Source organism: Mesorhizobium montanum (assembly GCF_033977145.1).
GTDB lineage: Bacteria > Pseudomonadota > Alphaproteobacteria > Rhizobiales > Rhizobiaceae > Mesorhizobium > Mesorhizobium montanum.
Map to the genome: position 1 here is coordinate 76,347 of NZ_JAVIJF010000019.1, position 13,665 is coordinate 90,011.

At 61.9% G+C, this 13,665-nt stretch carries 15 protein-coding genes; 11 read left to right on the plus strand and 4 right to left on the minus strand.

Annotated elements, in window-relative coordinates:
* The first annotated feature begins 186 nt into the window (after positions 1-186).
* Together ilvA and RFM68_RS24295 are read left to right on the plus strand one after the other, a co-directional pair.
* Positions 187-1,443, plus strand: a complete 1,257-nt coding sequence (ilvA, locus tag RFM68_RS24290; RefSeq protein WP_320235561.1) for a threonine ammonia-lyase IlvA — start codon at positions 187-189, stop codon at positions 1,441-1,443.
* Positions 1,440-1,997, plus strand: a complete 558-nt coding sequence (locus RFM68_RS24295; RefSeq protein ID WP_320235562.1) for a DUF1697 domain-containing protein — start codon at positions 1,440-1,442, stop codon at positions 1,995-1,997. Before ilvA ends, RFM68_RS24295 begins: the two co-directional genes overlap by 4 nt.
* 78 nt (positions 1,998-2,075) lie before the next feature.
* Here RFM68_RS24295 and RFM68_RS24300 read toward each other — a convergent pair whose 3' ends face one another.
* Positions 2,076-2,363: a DUF2218 domain-containing protein gene (locus tag RFM68_RS24300; protein ID WP_320235563.1), complete on the minus strand. Its 288-nt coding sequence runs from the start codon at positions 2,361-2,363 to the stop codon at positions 2,076-2,078.
* A gap of 123 nt (positions 2,364-2,486) precedes the next feature.
* Positions 2,487-2,927 carry a lactoylglutathione lyase gene (gene gloA / locus RFM68_RS24305; RefSeq protein ID WP_320235564.1) on the minus strand — a complete coding sequence of 147 codons (441 nt, stop codon included), beginning with the start codon at positions 2,925-2,927 and terminating at the stop codon, positions 2,487-2,489.
* A 260-nt stretch (positions 2,928-3,187) separates the two neighbouring features.
* Here gloA and RFM68_RS24310 point away from each other — a divergent pair, with 260 nt between their 5' ends.
* From RFM68_RS24310 to RFM68_RS24325, 4 genes are all read left to right on the plus strand, one after another.
* Positions 3,188-3,781, plus strand: coding sequence for a cold-shock protein (locus RFM68_RS24310; RefSeq protein WP_320235645.1), 594 nt, complete (start codon positions 3,188-3,190; stop codon positions 3,779-3,781).
* Between the two features lie 218 nt (positions 3,782-3,999).
* Positions 4,000-4,494 carry a DUF192 domain-containing protein gene (locus RFM68_RS24315; RefSeq protein ID WP_320235565.1) on the plus strand — a complete coding sequence of 165 codons (495 nt, stop codon included), beginning with the start codon at positions 4,000-4,002 and terminating at the stop codon, positions 4,492-4,494.
* Between the two features lie 16 nt (positions 4,495-4,510).
* Positions 4,511-5,278, plus strand: coding sequence for an alpha/beta fold hydrolase (locus RFM68_RS24320; protein WP_320235566.1), 768 nt, complete (start codon positions 4,511-4,513; stop codon positions 5,276-5,278).
* Between the two features lie 27 nt (positions 5,279-5,305).
* Complete coding sequence (locus tag RFM68_RS24325; protein ID WP_320235567.1) at positions 5,306-5,806, plus strand: GNAT family N-acetyltransferase; 501 nt, start codon at positions 5,306-5,308, stop codon at positions 5,804-5,806.
* A gap of 5 nt (positions 5,807-5,811) precedes the next feature.
* Here the strand turns inward: RFM68_RS24325 and RFM68_RS24330 are convergent, their stop codons facing one another.
* Positions 5,812-6,411: an HD domain-containing protein gene (locus tag RFM68_RS24330; protein WP_320235568.1), complete on the minus strand. Its 600-nt coding sequence runs from the start codon at positions 6,409-6,411 to the stop codon at positions 5,812-5,814.
* 122 nt (positions 6,412-6,533) lie between these two features.
* On the opposite strand from RFM68_RS24330, the gene cysE reads away from it, so the two are divergent.
* The gene (cysE, locus tag RFM68_RS24335) at positions 6,534-7,382 is read left to right on the plus strand and encodes a serine O-acetyltransferase (protein ID WP_320235569.1); all 849 of its coding nucleotides are present in this window, start codon (positions 6,534-6,536) and stop codon (positions 7,380-7,382) included.
* A 149-nt stretch (positions 7,383-7,531) separates the two neighbouring features.
* Positions 7,532-7,735, plus strand: coding sequence for a DUF3126 family protein (locus RFM68_RS24340; RefSeq protein ID WP_320235570.1), 204 nt, complete (start codon positions 7,532-7,534; stop codon positions 7,733-7,735).
* 48 nt (positions 7,736-7,783) lie between these two features.
* Here the strand turns inward: RFM68_RS24340 and RFM68_RS24345 are convergent, their stop codons facing one another.
* Positions 7,784-8,371, minus strand: a complete 588-nt coding sequence (locus tag RFM68_RS24345) for a hypothetical protein (RefSeq protein WP_320235571.1) — start codon at positions 8,369-8,371, stop codon at positions 7,784-7,786.
* 346 nt (positions 8,372-8,717) lie between these two features.
* Here RFM68_RS24345 and clpP point away from each other — a divergent pair, with 346 nt between their 5' ends.
* The 3 genes from clpP (at position 8,718) to lon (ending at position 13,608) form a co-directional block, all read left to right on the plus strand.
* On the plus strand, positions 8,718-9,347 hold the full coding sequence (clpP, locus tag RFM68_RS24350) for an ATP-dependent Clp endopeptidase proteolytic subunit ClpP (RefSeq protein WP_320235572.1): 630 nt from the start codon (positions 8,718-8,720) through the stop codon (positions 9,345-9,347).
* 298 nt (positions 9,348-9,645) lie between these two features.
* Entirely contained in the window at positions 9,646-10,920 is a 1,275-nt protein-coding gene (gene clpX / locus RFM68_RS24355) for an ATP-dependent Clp protease ATP-binding subunit ClpX (protein ID WP_112098599.1), read from the plus strand.
* A gap of 276 nt (positions 10,921-11,196) precedes the next feature.
* On the plus strand, positions 11,197-13,608 hold the full coding sequence (lon, locus tag RFM68_RS24360; protein WP_320235646.1) for an endopeptidase La: 2,412 nt from the start codon (positions 11,197-11,199) through the stop codon (positions 13,606-13,608).
* The last annotated feature ends 57 nt before the right edge of the window (positions 13,609-13,665 follow it).

A 13,665-nucleotide genomic window follows, 5' to 3' on the forward strand; every position in this document is an offset into this window, starting at 1 on the left:
CAGGGGAAGTGAGGCGGAAGTAAGTCGTGTCCAGCGGAAATTCGCTCACCCTCCGGCGGCGGCCATCGCAGTGTTGCGCAAAATCCAAAACGGCGGCAGGAAGTTAGTCGCTGAGGCAGCGGCGTATGATGAGCCTTTCCGGCACGTGCCATTGCGGGTTGGCAAAAACGAAATGAGGGACTTGTCGTGAACAGCTTTTCCGCCCGCGTTGCCGTAGCCGCCGAGGCGATCCAGGGGATATTCCCGGAAACGCCGCTTCAGGAGAACGACTATCTGTCGAAGAAGACCGGCGCCCGTGTGTTGCTGAAGCGCGAAGACCTGACGCCGGTGCGCTCCTACAAGATCAGGGGCGCCTTCAATTTCTTCCGCAAGGCGCTCGCCGCCGGCAACAATGCCGAGCTTTTTGTGTGCGCCTCGGCCGGCAATCACGCGCAGGGCTTCGCGTTCGTCTGCCGCCATTTCAGCAAGAAGGGCGTCGTCTTCATGCCGGTGACGACGCCGCAGCAGAAGATCGACAAGACGCGGCTGTTCGGCGGCGATTTCGTCGAGATCAGGCTGGTCGGCGACTTCTTCGACGATTGCTACCGCGCCGCCTTCGAGTTCACCGAGAGCGCCGGCGCGCATATGGTGCCGCCCTTCGACCACAAGGACATTATCGAGGGTCAGGCGACGGTTGCTTATGAGATCGCTGCCCAGATGCCGGGCGGGCGCGTGCCGGACATCGTCATGCTGCCCGTGGGAGGCGGAGGCCTTGCGGCCGGTGTGACCCACTATTTCGCCGACCAGCATCGCGATACGCGCTTCGTGTTCTGCGAGCCGGCAGGCGCGCCGAGCCTTCGCGAGAGCCTTGCCGGCGGCAAGCGGGTCAAGCTCGCCAAGGTCGACAATTTCGTCGACGGCGCCGCGGTGGCCGAGATCGGCCGCGAACCGCTGCGCCATCTCAAGGACTTCACCGCCGATGCGGTCCGGCTGGTTCCGGAGAACCGGCTCTGCGCCACAATGATCGAGATGCTCAATGTCGAGGGCGTCGTCTTGGAACCGGCCGGCGCGCTGGCGATCGACGCGCTCAAGGATTTTTCGCGCAAGGAGATCAGGGGCAAGACCATCGTCGCGGTCGTCTCCGGCGGCAATTTCGACTTCGAGCGGCTGCCGGACGTGAAGGAGCGGGCGCTGCGTTTCGAGGGGCTGAAAAAATATTTCATCATCCGCTTCCCGCAGCGGCCGGGCGCGTTGCGCGATTTCCTCGACATGCTCGGTCCCGACGACGACATCGCCCGCTTCGAGTATCTGAAAAAGTCGGCGCGTAATTTCGGCTCGGTGCTGATCGGCATCGAGACCAAGGACCGGCGCAATTTCGACCTGCTGAAGGCCAATTTCGACGCCGAGGGCGTGCAATATCAGGACATTACCGACAACGAGACGCTGGCGGGGTTCATCATATGAGCGCGAAAGGGACGATCTTCGTGGCGCTGTTTTCCGGCATCAATGTCGGCGGCAACCGCGTCGTCAAAATGGCCGAGCTCAAAGCCTTTTTCGAGAGCCTCGGCTTCACCGACGTCGCGACCTATGTGCAGAGCGGCAATGTCGTATTCAGGGCGAAGAAGGGGGACGCAGCGGCGCTGACCGAGGAACTCGAGGCAGCCTTCGAGAAGAAGTGGGGTTTCAACTCGCGCATCATGGTGCGCGATGCCGGCTGGTTCGAGCGGTTGGTGAAGGACAATCCCTATCCGGAGGTTGCCGGCGAACCGACCAAGCTGCACGCCTACGCGCTGGAGCGCGAGCCGACCGCCGGGGAGACGAAGCGGCTCGCGGACAAATGCACCGGTCCGGAGCGGTTCGAGATCAAGGGCGACGTGCTTTACCTGCACGCGCCGGACGGGCTCGGCAAATCGGTGTTCGCCAATCTCATCCCACGCACGTTGAAGGTGCCGGGCACCGCGCGCAACTGGCGTAGCGTGCTCGCCTTGCTCGAAATGGCCGGCAAGGCAGGCGGCTGACTGATCATCATTGTACGCAATTCCGGCGAAGACGCCGAGCCTAGCCGCCAGGCACTTTTCCTGGAATTGCTTCGGGACTTAAGCGGCCTTTTGCCAGTCGAAGCTCAATTCCTCGCGGAAAGCGAAGCGCTTGACATGGTCTGCGACCACTGCCTCCAACCGCTCCAGCGAAGCTTGATCGTCGGCGGCTAAAGCGATGTGCAGCGCCGTGTCGTCGGCGTCCATCACGGTGCGGCCGATCGAGAGCTGGATGGCGCCGTGCCGCGGATCGAACTCGACCGGAAACTTGTGTGACCAATGCTTGCAGAGCTGCTGCAGATAGCGGCTGGCATGTTCGGTGGCGACATCGGCGCGGCTGGTCAGCATGAAATTCTCCTGGCGGATGAAGAAAACGCCAGCCTGGACGAGGCTGGCGCCAATGCAGATAGATAGGCAAGACTTGGCGAAACGCCAGCGGCCGCCGGTCAAATCGGCGTGGGATCGCCGGCCTTACCAAACACCCGTGTTGGGCATCGAGGCCCATGGTTCGGCCTTCGCCTTGGCGGGACCCTTCTGCAGGAGCTCGATCGAAATGCCGTCGGGCGAGCGGATAAAGGCCATGTTGCCGTCGCGCGGCGGACGATTGATGGTCACGCCACTGTCCATCAGCTTCCGGCAGGTGGCGTAGATGTCGTCGACCTCATAGGCGAGGTGGCCGAAATTGCGGCCGCCCTTATAATCTTCCGGGTCCCAATTGTAGGTCAGCTCGACCAGCGGCGCCTTTTCATCGATGCCGCTCTGCTCGTCTTCCGGCGCGGCGAGGAAGATCAGCGTGTAGCGGCCCTGCTCGTTTTCGTAACGGCGCACCTCCTTCAGGCCGAGCTTGTTGCAGTAGAAATCGAGCGACTGGTCGATATCGGCGACGCGGATCATTGTGTGCAGATAGCGCATGGCGGCTTCCTCGCAGTGTTGGGGTTGCGGGCACCATAGGAGCCCCCCGGCGAAAGGGCAATCGTCCGACAATTGAGGCGGCGGGATCGATTTCGGGCCTTGCCATTTCGGCTTCCGGAAGCGCCGGCAAACAACATTTGAGCCTTTCCGGTGCTCAACGGTGAAAAAAGGCACGTCAGCCCTTGCACACCCCGGAAGCCGCAGTGTTAATCTCTTGCCAAGAATCAGTTGCGGTTCAGTTGAAAAAAGGGGGCATTCTTATGGGGGAAAAAGCCTCTTTCACGAGGCGGGACGGAAGCCTTGACGACGCCTTGCAGCGAGACGATGGCGGCGACTCCGCCGAGCTTGTCGAAATCGCCGGCGCTATCAAATGGTTCGACGTGGCAAAAGGCTACGGCTTCATTCTTCCGGACGACGGCGTCTCGGGTGATATCCTCCTCCATGTGACTTGTCTTCGAAAGGACGGCTTCCAGACGGCGCTCGAAGGCGCGCGGGTCGTTTGCCTGGTGAAACAGGGCGAGCGCGGGCTGCAGGCTTTCCGGGTCCTTTCGATGGATGCCTCGACGGCAGTCCACCCGGCTGAGCAGGAACAGCGCACCCACGTTACCGTAACCCCGGAGAGCGGCCTCGAGCGGGCGCTGGTCAAGTGGTTCAACCGCACCAAGGGTTTTGGCTTCCTGACGCGGGGCGAGGGGACCGAAGATATCTTCGTCCACATGGAGACCCTGCGGCGCTACGGCATAACAGAGCTTAGGCCCGGCCAGGTTGTGCTCGTCCGCTTCGGACGCGGCGACAAAGGCCTTATGGCCGCCGAAATCCACCCCGATATGGGCACCTTGTCGGTCTCGCATTAAGGACCTCTCGACGCAGTCGAGCTGTCCCTTTGCTGCGGCAGGACCGTCTTGTCCGAAAACCGGTTCCACTTGTCCGGATCATGGTTTAATGCATGTCGCCCAAAAGTGCGCAGCGGTTTTGGGACAACGACATGCATCAAAACAAAGACTTAAAGCGCGTCGCCTGAATCCGTTTCATCGCGACGCGCTTTAGGACAGGCCCGGACGAGGTACCCCATATGGCTCATCGCAATTGGCTGACTGCAGGCGCGCTCTGCGCCGCGATCGTTTTCGCTGCCTATTTCACCGGCCTGAAGCCAGGCATGGCGGATGCGATGATGCTGCCCATCGATCGGACACCGCTTGTGGTGTCGACCGGTTCGGGCGAGCGCTCTTTCTTTATCGAGATCGCCGATACCTCCGCCGAACGCGAGGCGGGACTGATGTTTCGGCGGACCATGGCCGACGATCACGGCATGTTGTTCGTCTTCGAAAGGCTGGGCGAGGTGGATTTCTGGATGAAGAACACACCGATGGCGCTCGACCTCATCTTCATCGGCCAGGACGGCAGGATCAAAGCCATCAAACGTGGCGAGCCGGAATCCGAAGCCATCATCTCACCAGGACAGCCCGTGCGCTTCGTGCTTGAACTGAAGGCAGGCACGGCCGCCAAAGATGGCATCAAGGAAGGCGATCTCTTGCGTCATCCGGCCATCGGCGCTGGTTCCAACTGAAAAGCCATTTCTGCCGATGCAATTTTTGTCGCATGACGGTTTCGAACTCGCCTATCTCGATCGCCAGCCGGCGTCGGGGCATGGCGATCCCGTGCTGATGATCCACGGCTTTGCCTCCAGTCACTATGTCAACTGGGTCTCGCCGGGCTGGTTCAAGACACTGAACGACGCCGGCTACCGGGCGATCGCCTTCGACCATCGCGGCCATGGCTCGTCGTCGAAGAGCTATGACGAGGCCGATTACACGCCGGCCAAGATGGCTTCCGATGCGGCCGCGCTGCTCGATCATCTGAGCATCGAGCGTGCGCACGTCATGGGCTATTCGATGGGCGCGCGCGTCTCGGCTTTCCTGGCGCTCTCGGATCCGGAAAAGGTCGCGACACTGGTATTCGGCGGGTTAGGCATCGGCATGGTCGACGGCGTCGGCGACTGGGATCCGATCGCGGCCGCACTTCTGGTGGACGATCCCTCTCAAACCACGCATCCGCGGGGCCGCTCCTTCCGCGCCTTCGCCGACCAGACACGGAGCGACCGGCGCGCGCTCGCGGCCTGCATTGCAACCTCGCGCGAGCTGCTCAGCGAGGACGATATGGCGCGCATTGCCCAGCCGACGCTGATTGCCGTCGGCACTACGGACGACATCGGCGGCTCGCCGGAGGAGCTCGCCGCCCTGATGCCCAACGCCAGGGCTTTCCACATCGAGGGTCGCGACCACATGCTCGCCGTTGGCGATAAGAGCTTCAAACAGCGCGTGCTCGAGTTCTACGCCGAAAACCCGCTCTGAGCGCGTGGCGCTTCTCGGGGGCCGACCATGGTCGATCTTCTCGTCACTTATATGGAGATGCTGGCGGCGCCGCGGGGCGCGGCGCGCGCCTCACCTTTGCCCGGCGCCATCGTGGCCCGCGAAAGACTTGACCCTTCCAGCTATCTCGATCTCTACCGCGCGGTCGGCGGACCGGTGCAATGGGATCAGCGCCTGCGCATGCCGGAGGCGGAACTCGGAACGGTGCTTGCCACCACCTCGACGCATATCCATGTGCTGCGCGTCGACGGCGAGGCCGCGGGCTTCTGCGAGTTCAACGATATCGGGCAGGCGGCTGTCGAGCTCGTTCATTTCGGACTGGTTCCGGCTTTCCAGGGGAAGCGACTGGGGCCGTTCCTGCTCGACCGGGCGTTGCGCGCGGCGTGGTCGCATCAGCCGGAAAGGCTTTGGCTTCACACCGACACCCATGATCATCCGGCGGCGCAGTCAGTCTACAGACGCGCGGGATTCAAGCCCTATGCGCAACGGATGGAGACCTTTCCGGATTAGGCTTTTCAGCCCTCCAGCGCCGCGCGCGAGCGCTCAAGGTTCGTCCTTGCCCTGGTCTCGAAACGCTGCCGGAACTCGGATGTGTGGAAGATATGCGGGCGGGCGAGGAAGCTTTTCAGGACCGCCGCGCGGCCGGCGCGCCACATCGGCTCCTCCACCCAGCCATATTCCAGCCGGACCGCCTTCTCGTAAGCGTCGAAGATATCCGGCCCGGCGCCGAGGATCGACAGGTCCATGTCTAGGAAAAGGGCCGCGTCGCTGGCGGCATTCTTGTCCTCGAACGGTGGCAACTGGTGCGTGGCCGTGGCGTTGATCATGGCCAGGATTCGGGCAAGGCGCTCAGGGCGGGTGCGGCCGGCGAGTTTGCTTTCGGCCAACGCCGCGCTCTTTGCCTCATTGTCCTTGGCGCGGCTGTCATAGACGGCGTCGTGGAACCAGATCGCCGCTTCGATGGCCTCGGGGTCATGCAAAAGGTGCCGGTATTCGGTCGCCTGCGCCAGCATGGCCTCGATGTGAGCCAGGCCGTGATAGTGGCGATCTTCGGCCTGATAGAGCGCGGCCAGCTCGCTTTTCAGCGCGTCGTCGATCAAGGGTTCGTTTTCCATCGTCGCTTGAATTTGCGTGAACCACATCCATTTGACAAAGCACTAAGGAAAATTGAGTTCAACCGTGCTATGATCTGGCTTATATGTGCCGCCGGAGAATGAGCAAGGCCCGGAGAGCGTCGATGAACAGCGTTACGATTGCCCGCCCCAGCATGGTGCAGCCGGTCGATCCGATCTGGCGGTCGATCCGCGACGAGGCGATGGAAGCAGTCAACCGCGATCCGCTGCTGGCGGCCTTCCTCTATTCGACCGTCCTCAACCAGGAGAGCCTGGAGGAGACGGTCATTCACCGGCTGGCCGAGCGCCTCGATCATCAGGACATCGGCTCCGACCTCATCCGCCAGACCTTCAAGGCCATGCTGGCCGACGATCCGGAGTGGAGCAGCACGGTTCGCGTCGACATCCAAGCCTATTACGACCGCGATCCGGCCTGCGATCGCTTCATCATGCCCGTGCTCTACTTCAAGGGTTTTCACGCCATCCAGACGCACCGCCTGGCGCACTGGCTGTGGAAGCAGGGCCGCCGGGACTTCGCGCTCTACCTGCAAAGCCGGTCGTCGTCGGTGTTCCAGACCGACATCAACCCGGCCGCGCGCATCGGCAAGGGCATCTTCATCGATCACGCCACCGGCCTGGTCGTCGGCGAGACGGCGGTCATCGAGGATGACGTGTCGATCCTGCACGGCGTGACGCTGGGCGGCACCGGCAAGGCCAATGGCGACCGTCACCCGAAGATCCGTCGCGGCGTGCTGATCGGCGCCGGCGCCAAGATCCTCGGCAATATCGAGGTCGGTCACTGCTCGAAGATCGCCGCCGGCTCGGTGGTGCTGTCGCCTGTGCCGCACAACAAGACTGTCGCCGGCGTGCCGGCGCGCGTCGTGGGCGAAACCGGCTGCGACCAGCCCTCGCGGCAGATGGATCAGCTCCTGCCGTCGCAGAGCATGGACCACGTGGTCAGCTTCGACATCTGACGTAAGCCGCCGTCGGGACTGCTGAAATCCGGCCGCCCGGTTCCGACCCGCTTGTCCTATGCAATTGTGCCGTCTTGCCTTTACATGGCCATTGTTGGCGTGTCAGAAGCGCGTTCCAACGAACAAGGCCGACATTTCGGAGAAGACTTTTGAAGCCTGACGAAATCAGAAAGCTGGACGCTTATTTCAAACGCGCGTTCCAGAATCCCAAGCTGCAGGTCAAGGCGCGTCCGCGCAAGGAAGATTCGGCCGAGGTCTATGTCGGCGACGAGTTCCTCGGCATCGTCTTCAAGGACGAGGACGACGGCGACTATAATTTCTCGATGGCCATTCTCGACATCGATCTGGCCTAAGCCAGCTTCGGCCGGGGCGTGCGGCACCGCCTCCCGGCCGATTGCGACCTAGTTCTGGCAATGCCGCGGGATATGCACCCGCCGCCAGCTTGTCGAACCTTCCCGCACCACAACCCGACGCGCCACTGTCCCGTATGAGGGCGGGATGTCCCGGATGCGTACCTGCTCCGGCCGCACCAGCACCTCATGGGCAACGCCTTCGTATTCCGCCGGCAGAACCATCCGCCGGACGCGCTCCGGTTGCACCACGAGGGTTTCGGCGAGGCGCGCATAGCGGGCCTTGCGCCACACCTTGCACAGCACCTTGCGGCCATGGATGATGCGCCATTCCCAGGCATAGCCGCCTTCGTCGACCTTGACGGTGTGGTAGACCGTGCGTGTGACCGCCGGGACGGTTTCATAGGTGACGCGCGGCGGCGCGATCTGCTCCACGCCCTGGTAGGTGCCGTAAATCGGCGCGTCGTAATCGACCACCTGTCCGCCGGGGCTGACCATCACGTCCTCATAGACGGTGTCGTAAAGCGCCGGTCGGTGGATCGGCTCATAACATTCGAGCGCGCGGCTCCCGGCGGCGGTTTCGGAGACAGTGGCAAGCATCGCGACTGCTGCCAGCGATGCGGAGCTTTTGCGGATCATGATATTCCCCCGTTGAAAAAGGACGCCTTCACAACGCAGGACTGTAGCGGAAGGTCCAAGGGTGGGCAGCGATTTCAAGGCTTTTCGTTAAGCGGCGCGGTTAAGGAATTGCTACCTTGCCGGTGGCTTCGGGTGGGCCAACCGGTACCGGGTCCGTCCCGCAGGATTAAATCGTTCCCGGCTCGGCGGACAGCAACGCTTGATTCGACTTAACCAGATGGCTAGGAGAGGCGGCCTTGCGCTAGGGTGAGCCGGCATCCTATTTAGATCGTAACCGATCCAGAACGATTCCGCGCGATTGCTGATATATCACGGTGCCGGAATTCATCTCCAACAAGGGTAGTCCATGAAAAACCCCGTTGAAACCTACATGAACCTCGTCCCGATGGTGGTCGAACAGACCAATCGCGGCGAGCGTGCCTATGACATTTTCTCGCGCCTCTTGAAGGAACGCATCATCTTCATCACCGGTCCGGTCGAGGACGGGATGGCGACGCTGGTTTGTGCACAGCTTTTGTTCCTCGAGGCGGAGAACCCCAAGAAGGAAATCAACCTCTATATCAATTCGCCGGGCGGCGTCGTCACCTCGGGCATGGCGATCTACGATACCATGCAGTTCATCAAGCCGGCCGTGTCGACGCTCTGCATCGGCCAGGCCGCCTCGATGGGCTCGCTGCTTTTGACCGCCGGCCACAAGGACATGCGTTTTGCCACGCCGAACGCCCGCATCATGGTCCATCAGCCCTCCGGCGGCTTCCAGGGCCAGGCTTCGGACATCGAACGTCATGCGCAGGACATCATCAAGCTGAAGCGCCGCCTGAACGAGGTCTATGTCAAGCACACCGGCAAGAGCTATGACGAGATCGAGAAGACGCTCGACCGCGACCATTTCATGACCGCGGACGAGGCCAAGGATTTCGGTCTGATCGACAAGGTCATCTCAAGCCGCGAGCCCGTCGAGGCAGCCACCGCCTGAGCCTGGCTATCAGCAGCCAAATGGCAGCATAACGCGCTTTTGGCGCCTCTTGCGGCATTTCGGCCACATTTGGCTGTTCCCTCAGGCGTTGGGATTGCCTACGTTAAGGCTATGTTGATTTTCGACGGCTTAGCTTTGCATGGGGTTGCTGCGAATCATTGCCGCGTTTTCTGATTTCGTGTTTCGTACGGAATGCGCTGTGTGAGCCGGGACACTGGCGGTGGCGGATTCCCGCGATAGATTGGTGAGACGTCACTCGAGCCAGACCACCGGCCGGCGTTGGTGAAAGGACAGAAAAATGAGCAAGGTCGGCAATAATAGCGGGGATTCAAAGAACACGCTTTACTGCTCGTTTTGCGGCAAGAGCCAGCACGAAGTCCGCAAGCTGATCGCCGGCCCGACCGTCTTCATCTGCGACGAATGCGTCGAACTCTGCATGGACATCATCCGCGAGGAGAACAAGACCTCGATGGTGAAGTCGCGCGAGGGCGTGCCGACCCCGCAGGAGATCCTCAAGGTCCTCGACGACTATGTCATCGGCCAACCCTACGCCAAGCGCGTGCTGTCGGTGGCGGTCCACAACCACTACAAGCGCCTGGCGCATGCCGGCAAGAATAACGACGTCGAGCTGGCCAAGTCGAACATCCTTTTGATCGGCCCGACCGGCTGCGGCAAGACGCTGCTGGCGCAGACCCTCGCCCGCATCATCGACGTGCCCTTCACCATGGCCGACGCCACGACGTTGACCGAGGCCGGTTACGTCGGCGAGGACGTCGAGAACATCATCCTGAAGCTGCTGCAGTCGGCCGACTACAATGTCGAGCGCGCCCAGCGCGGCATCGTCTATATCGACGAAATCGACAAGATCTCGCGCAAGTCGGACAATCCCTCGATTACCCGCGACGTGTCTGGCGAGGGTGTGCAGCAGGCGCTGCTCAAGATCATGGAAGGCACGGTCGCTTCCGTGCCGCCGCAGGGCGGGCGCAAGCATCCGCAGCAGGAATTCCTGCAGGTCGACACCGCCAACATCCTGTTCATCTGCGGCGGCGCCTTCGCGGGTCTCGACAAGATCATCTCGGATCGCGGCCGCAAGACCTCGATCGGCTTCGGCGCGACCGTGGCTTCGCCCGAGGATCGGCGCACCGGCGATCTGTTCCGCCAGGTCGAGCCCGAGGATCTCTTGAAATTCGGCCTGATCCCGGAATTCGTCGGCCGTCTGCCGGTTCTGGCGACGCTGGAAGACCTCGACGAACCGGCGCTGATCCAGATCCTGACCGAGCCGAAGAACGCGCTGGTCAAGCAGTATCAGCGGCTGTTCGAGATGGAAAATGTCGACCTGACCTTCCACGAAAACGCGCTGTCGGCGATCGCCAAGCGCGCCATCGAGCGCAAGACCGGCGCGCGCGGCCTGCGCTCCATCATGGAAGCGATCCTGCTCGACACCATGTTCGAGCTTCCGGCGCTGGAAGGCGTGCGCGAAGTGGTGATTTCGGAAGAGGTGGTGACCGGCAGCGCCCGGCCGCTCTACATCTATTCCGAACAGAAGGAAAAGAAGGGCAACGTCAGCGCCTGAAATGGCATCTGGGACCTTGCAATTTTCATGGAACGGCGCCCGCGTGGCGCCGTTTTGCTGTGAGAGGGGTAAGGTCGCGCAATGGAAGGGATCGAGCAACCGTGTTAACCCTTGATCTTTGCCTCGGCTACATCCACCTAACAACAGAAGGCCGAGGCGCCGAATTCTGTGCTGTAAAACTCCCGTCACAAACGGTGGTAGGCGGAACGACACTCGGTCGTTAATATGAGATTCGCGGTTGGCTAAATAAGCAGCCGCGACATGAAAGGTTGGACAATGGCCAAGATATCCAAGGCTTCCGGCGACGGCGTTTTCGCAGTCCTCCCACTGCGCGATATCGTCGTGTTCCCGCATATGATCGTTCCGCTCTTCGTGGGCCGTGAAAAGTCGATCAAGGCGCTGGAAGAGGTGATGGGTCAGGAAAAGCAAATCCTGCTAGCCACCCAGATGAATGCAGCCGACGACGATCCTGAGCCCGATGCGATTTTCGACATCGGCACGCTCGCCAATGTGCTGCAGCTTTTGAAGCTTCCCGACGGCACCGTGAAAGTGCTGGTCGAGGGCGCCTCGCGCGCCAAGATCGTCTCGTTCACGGACCGCGCCGATTTCCATGAGGCCCGCGCCACCGCGCTGGCCGAGCCGGAAGAGGAAGAGGTCGAGATCGAGGCGCTTGCCCGTTCGGTCGTCACCGACTTCGAGAATTACGTCAAGCTGAACAAGAAGATCTCGCCCGAAGTGGTAGGTGCCGCCAGCCAGATCGACGACTATTCCAAGCTCGCCGATACGGTTGCCTCGCATCTCGCCATCAAGATCCCCGAGAAGCAGGAGATGCTCGCCACGCTTTCCGTCAAGGAGCGTCTGGAGAAGGCGATGGGCTTCATGGAAGCCGAAATCTCCGTGCTCCAGGTGGAAAAGCGCATCCGTTCGCGCGTCAAGCGCCAGATGGAGAAGACGCAGCGCGAGTACTACCTTAACGAGCAGATGAAGGCGATCCAGAAGGAGCTCGGCGAGGGCGAGGACGGCCGCGACGAGGCCGCCGAAATCGAGGCGCGCATCAAGAAGACCAAGCTTTCCAAGGAAGCCCGCGAGAAGGCGGAAGCCGAATTGAAGAAGCTGCGCTCGATGTCGCCGATGTCGGCTGAATCGACGGTCGTGCGCAACTATCTCGACTGGCTGCTGTCGATCCCGTGGGGCAAGAACTCCAAGGTCAAGCAGGACCTCGCCTTTGCGCAGGACGTGCTCGATGCCGATCACTTCGGCCTCGACAAGGTCAAGGAGCGCATCGTCGAGTATCTCGCCGTGCAAAGCCGCCAGAAGAAGCTCAAGGGACCGATCCTGTGCCTCGTCGGCCCGCCCGGCGTCGGCAAGACCTCGCTCGGCAAGTCGATCGCCAAGGCGACCGGCCGCGAGTTCATCCGCATGGCGCTCGGCGGCGTGCGTGACGAGGCCGAGATTCGCGGTCACCGGCGGACCTATATCGGCTCGATGCCCGGCAAGGTCATCCAGTCGATGAAGAAGGCCAAGAAGTCCAACCCGCTGTTCCTGCTCGACGAGATCGACAAGATGGGCCAGGACTTCCGCGGCGATCCGTCATCGGCCCTGCTCGAGGTGCTCGATCCGGAGCAGAACTCGACGTTCATGGACCATTATCTCGAGGTCGAATACGACCTGTCGAGCGTGATGTTCGTGACGACGGCGAACACGCTGAACATTCCCGCGCCCCTGATGGACCGCATGGAGATCATCCGTATCGCCGGCTACACCGAGGACGAGAAGATCGAGATCGCCAAGCGTCACCTGATGCCCAAGGTCATCCGCGATCACGCACTGCAGCCGAAGGAGTTCTCCGTCGGCGAGGACGCGATCCGCGGTATCATCCAGACCTATACGAGGGAAGCCGGCGTGCGCAGCCTGGAGCGCGAGCTGATGAAGCTCGGCCGTAAGGCGGTGACCGAGATCCTGAAGACGAAGAAGAAGGCGGTCGACATCACGGCGGACAACCTCGCCGACTATCTTGGTGTCCCGCGCTTCCGCTTCGGCCAGGTCGAGGCCGACGATCAGGTCGGCGTGGTCACGGGTCTTGCCTGGACGGAAGTCGGCGGCGAGTTGCTGACGGTCGAAGGCGTCATGATGCCCGGCAAGGGCCGCATGACGGTGACCGGCAATTTGCGCGACGTGATGAAGGAATCGATCTCGGCGGCGGCCTCCTATGTCCGCTCGCGGGCGATCGATTTCGGCATCGAGCCGCCGCTGTTCGACAAGCGTGATATCCACGTCCACTTGCCGGAAGGCGCGACCCCGAAGGACGGCCCGTCCGCGGGTGCGGCCATGGCCACTGCCATCGTGTCGGTGCTGACGGGTATTCCGGTCCGGGCCGATGTGGCGATGACCGGCGAGATAACGCTTCGCGGCCGCATCTTGCCGATCGGCGGCCTGAAGGAGAAGCTGCTCGCGGCCCTTCGCGGCGGCATCAAGAAGGTGCTGATCCCGGAAGAGAACGTCAAGGATCTGGCGGAAATTCCGGACAATGTGAAGAACGGCATGGAGATCGTCCCGGTCTCGCGGGTCGGCGAGGTGCTCGCGCACGCGCTCACCAGGATGCCGGAGCCGATCGAGTGGGTCGAGCCGGTCAACGCGCCGGCCCCAGTGGACAGTGGCGACGATGCCGGAAAGTCGCTCGCGCACTAACAAATGTTAAAGATGCAGTGCACAAAGAGAGAGCCGGGCCTCAAGCCCGGCTTTTTC